Below are 13050 nucleotides of genomic sequence, written 5' to 3'. Positions count from 1 at the left end.
TGGTGTCGTGGATCGTCTACGGGAAATGGGGTGGGCGGACGCGCGCCGTCGTGTTCGAGCGGGCCGAGGTACCGGAGGTGCCGGACCCGGTGGCCGCGCCGCACGGGGTCGTCGTGCGCGTCGAGGCGACGGGCCTGTGCCGCAGCGACTGGCACGGGTGGCAGGGCCACGACCCCGACATCGTGCTGCCGCACGTGCTCGGACACGAACTCGCCGGAGTGGTCGGGGAAGTGGGCGCCGATGTGCGCGGCCGGCGGGCCGGGGGCCGGGTGACGGTGCCGTTCGTGTACGCGTGCGGCAACTGCGCGGCGCCGGCCTCCATGGGGGAGGCGCCGGTGTGACGGTGATCGAGCCGTTCGCGCGGGGGTTGGTCAGGGGGCGGGGCGCCCCCTGACGGGCCGGCCCGTCAATCTCTGGTCATACCCCTGTTCCGGGGGCGGGAGGCGACCCAGGCGCGGACTGTGTCGGCGAACCAGTACGGCTTGCCGCGCTCGACGTGATCGGGGGGCGGCAGGAGGCCGTGCTTGCGGTACGAGCGGACCGTGTCGGGCTGCACCCGGATGTGCGCGGCGATCTCTTTGTACGACCAGAGCCTGCGGTCGGTCATGAGTGGCTCCTCCCTGGCGGATGTCGCGACGACGGCTCGGGGGTGGCCGTCGGCGATCACTCACCCTGTGCCCGGAGAACGATGCGCACGGTGAGGAAGCGAGGGCCTGTGGGGCCTCTGTGACGCAGAACCCGCGTATGCCGGACATGTGTGACAAGACAGGGGCGTTTGTGACGTGAATGAAGCAAACGTGGCGCGTTGTCGGCGCATGAACCGGCGCGCGGAAGGACAGGAGGCTACGGGCGACCCGGACAGGCGGCGATCACACGACCACAGGGAAGGCGGGGCGGAAAGCGCGGCACAGGAGCCGGCGGGTCAGACGCCGCACGACCTGAGGTAGCCCCGCGTACGGCGGGCGATCGGCAGCGGCCGGTCCGGTTCGCACGGGTACATGTCCTGCTCGACGATCGCGAAGAGATCGACGTCGAGCCGCGCCGCGGCGGCCAGCACGGGCTCCAACTCCGGTACGCCATGCGGAGGTTCACACATCACGCCCTGGGCCACGGCCGGCCCGAAAGGCGTACCGCGCTCGCGCACTCCCGCCAGCACGGCGGGATTCACCTGCTTGAGATGCAGATAACCGACGCGCTCGCCGTACGTCTCGATGAGCTTGACGCTGTCGCCGCCGCAGTACGCGTAGTGCCCGGTGTCCAGACACAGCGAGACGAGGTCCGGGTCGGTGGCGTCGAGGAAGCGGGCGACGTTCTCCTCGGTGTCGATGTGGGTGTCGGCGTGCGGATGGACGACGACCCGCAGCCCGTACCGCTCACCCACCTCGCGCGCGAGCCGCTCGGTCCCGGCGGCCAGATGCCCCCACTGCTCGGCACTGAGCGTCGACCCCTCGACGACCTCACCGGTCTTGTCGTCGCGCCAGAACGACGGGATGACCACCAGATGACGGGCGCCCATGTCGCGGGTCAGCGCGGCGATCGACGCGACGTGCTCCCAGGTGCGCTCCCAGACGGCCGGCCCGTGGTGCAGCCCCGTGAACACGGTCCCCGCGGACACCTTCAGCCCCCGCCGCCCGGTCTCCTCGGCGAGCACCCGCGGATCGGTCGGCAGATAGCCGTACGGGCCCAGCTCGATCCACTCGTACCCCGATGCGGCGACCTCGTCGAGGAAACGCCGCCAGGGGACTTGAAGCGGGTCGTCGGGGAACCAGACGCCCCAGGAGTCGGGTGCCGAGCCGATGCGGATGCGTGCAGACCGTGATGTCCGGGTCGTCATGGGGCCAGCCTTGAGGGCCCCCGAGAACAGTGTCAAGGCATGGTCCGAATGTCAGGACAAAATGTTGACAGGGGAGTGGGTACAGGACTAGATCTGGCAACAGGCCCACCAGCCGCCTCCCGCCGAACGTCGCCGTCGAAGGGAACCCCGTATGGCCCGCGATGAGTTCGACCTGATCACGATGGGCCGGATCGGGGTGGACCTGTATCCGTTGCAGGCGGGCAGGAAACTCGCGGACGTGTCCGCCTTCGGCAAGTTCCTGGGCGGTTCCTCGACGAACGTGGCGGTGGCCGCGGCGCGCCTGGGGCTGCGCGTGGCCACGATCAGCCGTACGGGACGTGACCCGTTCGGGGACTATCTCCACTCCCAGCTGCGGCGGTTCGGTGTCGACGGGCGCTGGGTGACACCGGTCGACGGACTCCCCACCCCCGTCACCTTCTGCGAGATCTTCCCGCCGGACGACTTCCCCCTGTACTTCTACCGGCAGCCCAAGGCGCCGGACCTGGAGATCGCCACCGGTGAACTCGACCTCGACGCGATCCGCTCCGCCCGGCTCTACTGGATGACCGGCACGGGGCTGTGCGCCGAGCCCAGCCGGGCGGCCACGCTGGCCGCGCTCGCGCACCGGGCGGGGGCGCCCGGCGACACCGTCTTCGACCTCGACTGGCGCCCCATGTTCTGGGAGAACCCCGAGTCGGCACGCCCCTACTACGTCGAGGCGCTGCGGCACGCGACGGTGGCCGTCGGCAACGTCGACGAAGTCGAGATCGCGACGGGGGAGCGTGAACCGGTCGCCGCCGCACGCAAGTTGCTCTCCTTCGGCCTGCGCCTGGCGATCGTCAAACAGGGCCCGCGTGGAGTTCTGGCGATGACCTCCGAGGGAGAGACCGCCGAGGTCCCGCCGCTCCCCGTGGACGTGCTCAACGGGCTCGGGGCGGGCGATGCGTTCGGCGGGGCGCTGTGTCATGGGCTGCTGGCCGGCTGGGAGTTGACCCGGGTCATGCGGTTCGCGAACGCGGCCGGGGCGATTGTGGCGTCGCGGCTCGAGTGCTCCTCGGCGATGCCGTCACCGGGGGAGGTCGAAGCGGCGCTGACCGCGGGCGAGGTCCGCGCGGATCTCGCCCGCGACGGTGAGGGTGCCCCGGCGACGGCCCCCGGCGTACCCGGCGCGGACCTCTCCCCCGACGATGACGGTGCCCCGGCGCTGGGGGGCCGCCTTGCCCACCCTGCCGCCCCAGGCGGCAGACTGCCCAAGACGGGGGCGGACGTACTGGGGGACGGAACGGGGACGGCTCCTCAAGACGGCAGTCGCACGGCGCTGCAGCAGGACGGGAAGTCCCACGCACCCGCGGTCGCAAGCGCACGGGAGGGGACGCCTCGGGGTGCCTCCGCAGGGCGCCGTGGGAACTCGGTGCCGGTTGACGTGTCTACGGCGTCGGGGGGCGGTGGTGCTGATCCGGCCGAGGAGGCAGCCGGGCGCGGTCCCGCCCCTGCGACGCAACCGTGGGCGCAGCGCCCCCTACACCGCAGCGAAGCCGCCTCCGTCGCACAACCGGGCCCCGATGCGAGGACGTTGGCGCGGATGCGGGCCGAGCAACCCGGGGCTGTTGCCGAGGCCGCCGCCAGGCGGGTGCGGCGGGCGTTGCTGCCCGGGCCCGGCGCCCGGCTGATGATCGTGGCCGCCGACCACCCGGCCCGCGGCGCGCTGGCGGCGGGCGACCGCCCCTTCGCCATGGCGGACCGCGCCGACCTGCTGGCCCGGCTCTGCCTGGCCCTCTCCCGCCCCGGCGTGGACGGGGTCCTCGCCTCCGCCGACGTACTGGACGACCTGCTCCTCCTGGGCGCCCTGGACGGCAAGATCGTCATCGGCTCCATGAACCGCGGCGGCCTCGCGGGCGCCTCCTTCGAGCTCGACGACCGTTTCACCGGGTACACCCCGGGCGACATACACCGCCTGGGCTTCGACGCGGGCAAGCTGCTGCTGCGGATCGACTACGACGACCCGGGCGAGGGCTCGGTACGCACCATGGAGACGGCGGCCCGCGCCGTGGACGCCATGGCGGCCCACCGCCTGCCGGTCTTCGTCGAACCGTTCCTGTCCCGCCGCGACCCCGAATCCGGCCTGCTGCGCAACGACTTGAGCTCCGAAGCCGTCGTCCGGTCCATCGCGATCGCGTCAGGGCTGGGCGGCACGTCCGCCTACACCTGGCTGAAACTCCCGGTCACGGACGACCCCGACGCGATGGCCCGCGTCATGGAGACGTCCACGCTGCCCGCGGTGCTGCTGGGCGGCGACATCAAGGACGGCGACCAGGACGCCACGTACGAGAAATGGCGAGGGGCGCTCCAACTGCCCACGGTGCAGGGCTTGGTGGTGGGGCGATCACTGCTGTACCCGCCGGACGGGGACGTGGCGCAGGCGGTCGACACGGCCGTAGGCCTGCTGTAGGCCCGCACACCCACGGACACGAGCGACACAAGGAGGAAGGCGCAGGGATGACGTACCTCCCCAACGGCACGGCGAAGGAGGGCCCGTACGCCCTGCTCGTCGACCCGGACGAGACGGGCCTGCCCACCTGGTCCCGCGCGGCCCTGCGCATCCTCGAACTCCCCCCTGGCGGACGGCACGCGTTCGAGACGGGGGAGAGCGAATGGATCGTGCTGCCACTGGCAGGCGGCTGCGCGGTGACTGCGGAGGGCCGGGCCATCGAACTGCGGGGCAGGGAGGACGTGTTCACCGGCGCGAGCGACTTCGCGTACCTCCCGCGCGACACGAGCGCAGAGATCGCCTCCGGCGCGGGAGGCCGCTTCGCCCTGGCAGGAGCGAAGTGCGGACGACGACTCCCCGTCCGCTACGGCCCCGCGCCGGAGGTACCCGTGGAGGCCCGCGGCAGCGGCATCAGCGCCCGCCGGGTCCGTAACTTCGCCGCCGCGGACACCTTCGACTGCGATCAGCTCATCGCGGTCGAAGTGATCACCCCCGGCGGCAACTGGTCCTCGTACCCTCCGCACAAGCACGACGAGGACCGCCCGGGCATCGAGACGCGGCTGGAGGAGATCTACTACTTCGAGATCGGGCCCGACCCCGCCACGGACGCCCCCGGCTACGGATATCAGCGGGTCTCCCCCTCCCGCCCCGGCGGCACCGACCTCCTCGCGGAGGTCCGCACGGGCGACGCGGTCCTCGTCCCGGACGGCTGGCACGGCCCGTCGATCGCCCAGCCGGGGCACGCCATGTACTACCTGAACGTGATGGCGGGCCCGGGCCAGGAGCGGCAGTGGAAGATCTGCTTTCACCCCGACCACGTGACGGAGGGCTACCGATGACGCCGCAGGGACCAACGCCCGTGCCCACGCCACCGCGACCACACCCACAACCACCGACGACCCGGCTCACCACAGCACAGGCCCTGATCCGCTTCCTGGCCGGCCAGTACACGGAACGCGACGGCGTCCGCCACCGCCTCATCGGCGCGACCTGGGGCATCTTCGGCCACGGCAATGTGGCGGGACTGGGCCAGGCGCTGGTCCAGTACGGCGAGGAGATGCCGTTCCACCAGGGCCGCAACGAGCAGGCGATGGTGCACGCGGCGGTCGGGTACGCGCGTCAGAGCGACCGCCTGTCCGCCCACGCGGTCACGACCTCGATCGGCCCGGGCGCGACCAATCTCGTGACGGGCGCGGCCCTCGCCACGATCAACCGCATCCCCGTGCTGCTGCTCCCCGGCGACGTGTTCGCGGCCCGCCCCGCCGACCCGGTGCTGCAGCAGCTGGAGGTCCCGTACGCCGGGGACGTGTCGGTCAACGACTGTCTGCGGCCGGTGTCGAAGTACTTCGACCGGATCACCCGCCCGGAGCAGTTGATCCCCGCCGCGCTGCAGGCGATGCGGGTGCTCACGGACCCGGTGGACACGGGGGCGGTGACGCTGGCGCTGCCGCAGGACGTGCAGGCGGAGGCGTACGACTGGCCGCGGGACTTCTTCGCCGAGCGCACCTGGACGATCCGTCGCCCCCCTCCCGAGCCCACCGAACTGGCCCTGGCGGCAACGGCGTTGAGGAACTCCGGACGTCCCCTGATCGTCGCGGGCGGCGGCGTCCACCACAGCGGCGCGGAGGACGCGCTGAAGGCCTTCGCGGACGCGACCCGCATCCCCGTGGCGTCCACCCAGGCGGGCAAGGGTTCCCTGCGCCACGACCACCCGGCCGATGTCGGCGGCCTCGGCCACACCGGCACCGCCACCGCGAACGAGCTGGCCAGGACGGCCGACCTGGTGATCGGTGTCGGCACCCGCTACACGGATTTCACGACGGCGTCCGGCACCCTCTTCGCCCACCCGGGGGTGCGCTTCCTGAACCTCAACGTCGCCGCGTTCGACGCGCACAAGCTGGCCGCGCTGCCGCTGGTGGCGGACGCCCGCGAGGGCCTGACCGCGCTCGCGGAGGCGGTGCGCGGGCACCGGACGGAGCCGGCGTACGTCACCGAGTACACCGAGGACAAGGAGCGCTGGGAGTACCGCGTCGACGCCTGTTACGCGGCCCCCGGCGACCTGGTGCGCCCGACGCAGGCCCAAGTCCTGGGCGCGCTGGACGAGTTGGTGTCGGGGGACGACATCCTCATCAACGCGGCGGGCTCGCTCCCCGGCGATCTGCACAAGCTCTGGCGGACGCGTTCGCGCGACCAGTACCACGTCGAGTACGGCTACTCCTGCATGGGCTACGAGATCCCGGCGTCGCTCGGCGTCGCGCTCGCCGCGCCCGGCCGGCCGGTGTGGGCGCTGGTCGGCGACGGCACGTATCTGATGATGCCGACGGAACTCGTGACGGCCGTGCAGGAGGGGATCCCGGTCAAGGTGGTCATCCTGCAGAACCACGGTTACGCGTCGATCGGGGGGCTCTCCGAGTCCGTCGGCGCGGAGGGCTTCGCCACCCAGTACCGCCTCCCGGGCGACGAGGGGGCGTACACGGGGCGGCCGCTCCCCGTCGATCTCGCGGCGAACGCGGCCAGCCTCGGCATGGACGTGCACCGTGCGAGGACGGTGAGGGAACTGCGCGAGGCGCTCGCCGTGGCGCGGGCCGCGACCCGTCCCACATGTGTCTATGTGGAGACAGAAACGGCAGACACAGTGTCGGGGCCGCCCCCGGCGCAGGCGTGGTGGGATGTGCCCGTGGCCGAGACGGCGGACCGGCCGTCGGCGGTCAAGGCCCGCGAGGAGTACGACCGGCACGTCACGACGCGCCGCCGCCACCTCTGAAACCGGCAGAAGCAGCAGACGCAAGCAGACGTAAGTCGACGTAAGCAGACGTAACAGGAGTTGCCCGCATGTCTGACACGAAGTTGGTCCACCACTGGATCGGCGGCAAGACCGTCGAGGGCGTCTCGGGCAACCACGGCCCGGTGACCGACCCGGCGACCGGCGCCGTCACCACGCGCGTCGACTTCGCGAGCGTCGAGGAGGTGGACGCGGCGGTCGCCGCCGCCAAGGAGGCGTACGCGAGCTGGGGCACGTCGTCGCTGGCCAAGCGCACCGAGATCCTCTTCCGGTTCCGCGCGCTGCTCGACGCCAACCGGGACGCGATCGCCGAGCTGATCACCGCGGAGCACGGCAAGGTGCACTCGGACGCGCTGGGCGAGGTGGCCCGCGGCCTGGAGATCGTCGATCTCGCCTGCGGCATCAACGTGCAGCTGAAGGGCGAACTGTCGACGCAGGTCGCGAGCCGCGTGGACGTGTCGTCGATCCGTCAGCCGGTCGGCGTCGTCGCGGGCATCACGCCGTTCAACTTCCCGGCGATGGTGCCGATGTGGATGTTCCCGATCGCCATCGCGTGCGGCAACACGTTCATCCTGAAGCCGTCGGAGAAGGACCCGTCGGCGTCGATCAAGATCGCGGAGCTGCTCGCCGAGGCGGGGCTGCCCGACGGTGTCTTCAACGTCGTCCACGGCGACAGGGTGGCCGTGGACCGGCTCCTGGAGCACCCGGACGTCGCGGCGGTCTCGTTCGTGGGCTCGACCCCGATCGCCCGCCACATCCACACCACGGCCTCGGCCAACGGCAAGCGCGTCCAGGCGCTCGGCGGCGCCAAGAACCACATGCTGGTGCTGCCCGACGCCGACCTGGACGCGGCCGCCGACGCGGCGGTCTCGGCGGCGTACGGCTCGGCGGGCGAACGCTGCATGGCCATCTCGGCCGTGGTCGCCGTCGGCTCGGTCGGTGACGAACTCGTCGCGAAGATCAAGGAGCGCGCCGAGCAGATCAAGATCGGCCCGGGCAACGACCCGACGTCCGAGATGGGCCCGCTCATCACTGCCGTCCACCGCGACAAGGTGGCGTCGTACGTCGAGGGCGCGGCGGCCGAGGGCTGCGACGTCGTCCTCGACGGCACCGGCTACACGGTCGAGGGCCACGAGAACGGCCACTGGATCGGCCTCTCGCTGCTCGACAACGTCCCGACGTCCGCCAAGGCCTACACGGACGAGATCTTCGGCCCGGTCCTGTGCGTGCTGCGCGTCGACACGTACGAGGAGGGCCTGACCCTCATCAACAACTCGCCGTTCGGCAACGGCACCGCGATCTTCACCCGGGACGGCGGCGCGGCCCGCCGCTTCCAGCTGGAGGTCGAGGCCGGCATGGTCGGCGTCAACGTCCCGATCCCGGTCCCCGTCGGCTACCACTCCTTCGGCGGCTGGAAGGACAGCCTCTTCGGCGACCACCACATCTACGGCAACGACGGCACGCACTTCTACACCCGCGGCAAGGTCGTCACCACCCGCTGGCCGGACCCGTCCGACGCCCCGGCCGGCGTCGACCTGGGCTTCCCCCGCAACCACTGAGCACTGAGCACTGAGCACTGAACACTGAGCACTGAGCCGAAACTCAAAGGCGTACGGCACACAGCGGCGTCACTGTGTGCCGTACGCCTTTTTGTGCTGCGCCTCGGTGTCCGGACTGCGGACAAATTTCGGCGAAGTTCGGGGGCTCGGCTGCGGTTCCCGCACGTAGGGGATGAATCGGGTGCCGGAGGCACAAGGAGCGATGTGCCTCTGATAGCAAGGTCAACTTTCGTTTGTACTGGCTTGAACTCGGCCAACTTTGCGAACAGCTAAGGAAGGTCGGTCAGTTGGCGGGAGCGACGAGTGCGGAATCCGCAGGGAAATGAGCGTTGACGTTCCGGTTACCGGCGGGGTTCGATGACGCGCCGGGAGCGGACGTACCACCCCACACTCCAGCCCATCGGAGGCGATAGCGCTCCCGCCCGAGTCACCGCCGCACCAGTCGACAGTCGATCGGAACCGCTCCATGACCGACACGCTTCGCCCCACCGCCGCCGTCCCCCCGGCCGTGGAGCCCCTGCCGAACACGGCACCGCCCCAGAAGCTCAAGCGTTCCATCGGCGTCGTCGGCGGCACCCTGCTCACGCTCTCGTGCGTGACGCCCGCCTCCACGCTCTTCGTCGTCGTGCCCGACCTGTTCGGCAGCCTCGGCACGGCCACCGCCCTCACCATCGCGATCGGCTCGCTGCTCTGTATCGGCGTGGCGTTCTGCTACTCGGAGCTGGGCACGCTCATCCCCAGCGCGGGCGGCGAGTACGCCATGGTCTCCACGCTCGCGGGACGGCTGGCCGGCTGGCTGGTCTTCGTCCTGTCGCTGCTCGTCGTGGTGATCGTGCCGCCGGTCATCGCGATGGGCACCGCCGACTACCTCGCCCCGCTCGTCCACCTGGACCCGTCGGTCGCGGGCGCCGGCGTGATGCTGCTCGCGACCCTCGCCGGGCTGCTCGACCTGCGCGCCAACGCGTGGATCACCGGCGTCTTCCTGGTCCTGGAGGTCATCGCGGCGGCGGTCGTCGCCGTCCTCGGCTTCGCGCACGCGCAGCGCGGCGCGGGCTCGCTGGTCTCCATGGAGGTGGCGGGCGGCAGCGGCCACACGGGAGGCCACCCGGACACGGTCACGGCGATGCTCGTCGTCTCGGGCCTGGCCATCGCCCTGTTCGTGACCCAGGGCTTCTCCACCGCCGTCTACCTCTCCGAGGAGCTGGAGAACCCCCGTACGTCCGTCTCCCGCACGGTCCTCGCCACGCTCGCCATCTCCACGGTGATCATCCTCGTCCCGGTCGTGGCGATCACGATGGGCGCCCAGGACCTCTCGGCCCTCACCTCGGGCGACATCGGCTCCATGGTCGAGGCGTGGTCGAACTCGGCCGTCGGCACGTTCGTCTCCCTCTGCGTCGCCCTCGCGATCATCAACGCGGGCATCGTCATGGTCATCCAGAACTCCCGCGTCCTGTTCGCCTCGGCCCGCGACAAGGCGTGGCCGTCGCCGGTCAACCACGCCCTGTCCCGGCTCGGCCGCCTCGGCTCCCCGTGGGTCGCCACGCTGGTCGTGGGTGTGCCCGGCGCGGCCCTCTGCTTCGTCGACCTCGACACCTTGTACGGCGTGACGGGCGTCTCCGTCACCGGCATGTACATCCTCGTGGCGGTCGCCGCCCTCCTCGCCCGCCGCGGCGCGCACCGCGACCGTTCCGCCTGGCGCATGCCGTTGTGGCCCGCGGTCCCGGTGCTCCTGATCGCGGTGCTCGCGTACGTGCTCAGTCAGCAGGAGGTGTCGTACCTGCTGTGGACGGGCGGGATCACGGCGGCGGCGACGGTGTACTGGGCGCTGTACCTGCGCCCGCGCCCGGAGACCCGCTGGGTGATCTCGGTGCCGGAGTAGTCGAGCCCGCTCCCATTGAGCCCCTCCGGCGATCGAGGAGCGGGGTCCGGGCGGAGCCCCGGGGCGTTCACCACAACCCGGCAGTCTCCACGGGCAGCCCGGAAACCAACGACCGATTACCCGCGACCCCAACGGCCAGCGCAAGGGCGCCGTCCCGCGCGGTCGCCCCCTTCCCCGCGGCGGGGGCCGCACCCACGTCGGACCCGTCCCCGACAGCCCCGAACAACTCCTTCAGCATCCGCAGATCACCCCCGCCATGCGACCCGGCGGCGCTCTCGTACGAGATCTCGCGCGGCGCCTCCCACAGGGGCCGCAGCAGAATCGACGTACGGCCGGGCCGGTCCATGACGACCCCGCCGTGCGCCCCCTCGCCGCCGGAGGCGACCCGCGGCGGCTGCCACGTGTTCTCCTCGACCTCCAGCTCCAGACGGCCCGCCGTGCCGTTGAACATGACGCGGTAGCCCTCCCAGGGGGAGTACGCCGTGAGGTGGTACGTCATCGTCGCGCCGGAGTCGTAGCGGACGAGGAGGGCGAGGTCGTCCTCGATGTCGATGTCGTCGCCGAAGACGTTGCGGTCGCGGATGTACGGGTCGCCGGCCGCCTCCGCGTCGAGGTAGAGGGAGGTGAGGTTCGGGTCGTCGGCGAGCCGGATCGCGTACGGGTCCGCGGCCGACTCGGGGGAGCCGTGGGCGCGGACGTAGTCGCGGCGCAGGCCGGTGCGTTCGCCGTTGTCGCGGCCGTAGAAGACGAGGCCGCCCTCCGCGTGCACCCGGGCGGGGGCCGCGCCGAGCCACCAGTTGACGAGGTCGAAGTGGTGGCCCGACTTGTGCACGAGCAGGCCGCCGCTGTGCCGCTTCTCGCGGTGCCAGCGGCGGAAGTAGTCGGCGCCGTGCCGCACGTCGAGCAGCCACTCGAAGTGGACGGAGCGGATCTCGCCGATCGCGCCGTCGTGGAGCAGCTGCCAGATCTTCTCGTGGGCCGGGTTGTAGCGGTAGTTGAAGCCGACGGAGAGTTCGCCGCCGGTGCGCTCGACCGTGTCGAGGATCGACCGGCACTTCTCGGCGTCCGTCGTCAGCGGCTTCTCCGTGACGACGCGGCAGCCCGCCTCCAGGGCGGTGTTGATGTACGTGTGGTGGGTCGCGTCGACGGTGGTGACCACGACCTCGTCGATGCGGTGGCGGCGCAGCGCCTGCGCGAAGTCGGCGGGGGCGCACGCGGTCGCCCGCGGCTTGCCGAGGGAGGTCAGGAGCCGGTTGTGGTGGGCGACCCGGCTGGCGCTCGGGTCCGCGAGGAGGGCGATGTCGTAGTGGGCGCGGGCGCCGAGGGCCTTGGTGTACATCTGGGCACGGTGGCCGGTGCCGATGATCGCGGCGCGTTTCCGGGCGGCGGACGAGGTCATGGTCGGGCTTCCTTTCGCGGGGCGGGGCCGGTGGAGCGGCGGACGATCAACTCGCTGGTCAGAACGGTTTCGCGGGGTTGGCTTTCGGGGTGGTCCAGGCGGTGCAGCATCAGGTCGACGGCCCGTTCGCCGAGCACGTCGAGGGGGATGCGGACCGAGGTGAGGGCGGGACTGGCCGTGGTGGCGAGCAGGGTGTCGTCGGCGCCGACCACGCTGACGTCGTCGGGTACGCGTACGCCGCGTTCCGCGAGGCGGGCCAGGATGCCGAGGGCCATCAGGTCGTTGTGCGCGACGATCGCGGTCGCGCCCGCGGCGAGGGCGAGGTCGGCGACCTGGGCCCCGGTGTGGAACTTGGGCTCGTGCGGCCCGAACTCATCGACTTCTAGGCCCAGTTGCGCGGCGGCGCCGCGGACGGCGTGGCCGCGCCGCTCGCTCGACCAGGAGTTGCGGGCGCCCAGGACCAGGGCCAGGTGGCGGTGGCCGAGCGCGTGCAGATGGGCCACCGCCTGGCGCAGGCCGTCCTCGCTGGGGGCGACGACGGACGGGACCCCGGACACGCTCCGGTTCACGGCGACGCTCGGCACCTGCCGGACGATCTCGCCGAGCCGGTCGCCTTCCATCCTCGGGGAGACCAGGAGCAGGCCGTCGACCTGGCGGGCCAGGGTGAGCGCCAACTCGTACTCGTCGTCCGGGTGTTCGTCGGTGTCGGCGAGGAACACCGCGTAGTCCTTGCGGCGGGCGCGGGCCTGGACCGCCTTGGCGATCACGGCGAAGAACGGGTTGGCGATGTCCGGCACGATCAGCCCGAGGGTGCCGGTTCGCCCCAGGGCGAGGGAGCGGGCGATCCGGCTGGGCCGGTACCCGAGCCGCTCCGCCACGGCCAGGACACGGGTCCTCGTCTCCGGACGCACCTGGTGCGGAGAGGCGAAGCACCGGCTGACGGTGGCCGGCGACACGCCTGCCTGCGCGGCAACGTCCTCGGCGCCGATGGCTCCGCCGGTCACGTGGTCGCCTTCGCGCCGTGGTGGCCTGGGGTTTCTCCGGCGTGTACGGCGCCGCGGTGGCCGTTCGCGCAGTTCCCCGCGCCCCTGGGGGGCACGGCCTGTTTT

8 protein-coding genes and 2 pseudogenes are annotated in these 13050 nt (G+C 71.7%); 6 read left to right on the top strand and 4 right to left on the bottom strand.

What is annotated here, in order from left to right; translation table 11 throughout:
• Positions 1-11 precede the first annotated feature (11 nt).
• A pseudogene (locus AB0J02_RS09830) lies at positions 12-320 on the top strand (alcohol dehydrogenase catalytic domain-containing protein); the annotation flags it as partial.
• Positions 321-406: 86 nt separating this feature from the next.
• On the opposite strand, the gene AB0J02_RS09825 reads toward AB0J02_RS09830, so the two are convergent.
• A complete protein-coding gene (locus AB0J02_RS09825) occupies positions 407-607 on the bottom strand; it encodes a MerR family transcriptional regulator (protein ID WP_363193079.1) in 201 nt (66 codons plus the stop codon).
• 315 nt (positions 608-922) lie between these two features.
• On the bottom strand, positions 923-1834 hold the full coding sequence (locus AB0J02_RS09820; RefSeq protein ID WP_363193078.1) for a sugar phosphate isomerase/epimerase: 912 nt from the start codon (positions 1832-1834) through the stop codon (positions 923-925).
• Positions 1835-1985: 151 nt separating this feature from the next.
• Between AB0J02_RS09820 and iolC the strand changes: the two are divergent.
• The 5 genes and pseudogenes from iolC to AB0J02_RS09795 all read left to right on the top strand — a co-directional run.
• A pseudogene (gene iolC / locus AB0J02_RS09815) lies at positions 1986-2945 on the top strand (5-dehydro-2-deoxygluconokinase); the annotation flags it as partial.
• 1385 nt (positions 2946-4330) lie between these two features.
• Positions 4331-5161, top strand: coding sequence for a 5-deoxy-glucuronate isomerase (iolB, locus tag AB0J02_RS09810; RefSeq protein WP_363193077.1), 831 nt, complete (start codon positions 4331-4333; stop codon positions 5159-5161).
• 20 nt (positions 5162-5181) lie between these two features.
• Positions 5182-7086: a 3D-(3,5/4)-trihydroxycyclohexane-1,2-dione acylhydrolase (decyclizing) gene (gene iolD / locus AB0J02_RS09805; protein WP_363193076.1), complete on the top strand. Its 1905-nt coding sequence runs from the start codon at positions 5182-5184 to the stop codon at positions 7084-7086.
• A 68-nt stretch (positions 7087-7154) separates the two neighbouring features.
• A complete protein-coding gene (gene mmsA, locus AB0J02_RS09800) occupies positions 7155-8663 on the top strand; it encodes a CoA-acylating methylmalonate-semialdehyde dehydrogenase (protein WP_363193075.1) in 1509 nt (502 codons plus the stop codon).
• 466 nt (positions 8664-9129) lie between these two features.
• Positions 9130-10542, top strand: coding sequence for an APC family permease (locus AB0J02_RS09795; RefSeq protein WP_363193074.1), 1413 nt, complete (start codon positions 9130-9132; stop codon positions 10540-10542).
• 67 nt (positions 10543-10609) lie between these two features.
• Here AB0J02_RS09795 and AB0J02_RS09790 read toward each other — a convergent pair whose 3' ends face one another.
• Together AB0J02_RS09790 and AB0J02_RS09785 are read right to left on the bottom strand one after the other, a co-directional pair.
• Positions 10610-11941: a Gfo/Idh/MocA family oxidoreductase gene (locus tag AB0J02_RS09790; RefSeq protein ID WP_363193073.1), complete on the bottom strand. Its 1332-nt coding sequence runs from the start codon at positions 11939-11941 to the stop codon at positions 10610-10612.
• Positions 11938-12945 carry a LacI family DNA-binding transcriptional regulator gene (locus AB0J02_RS09785; protein ID WP_363193072.1) on the bottom strand — a complete coding sequence of 336 codons (1008 nt, stop codon included), beginning with the start codon at positions 12943-12945 and terminating at the stop codon, positions 11938-11940. The genes AB0J02_RS09790 and AB0J02_RS09785 overlap by 4 nt, the downstream gene beginning before the upstream one ends.
• Between the last annotated feature and the right edge of the window lie 105 nt (positions 12946-13050).

It is taken from the genome of Streptomyces sp. NPDC050264 (assembly GCF_040655895.1).
Lineage (GTDB): Bacteria > Actinomycetota > Actinomycetes > Streptomycetales > Streptomycetaceae > Streptomyces.
This window is presented reverse-complemented; position numbering and strand designations above follow the sequence as displayed.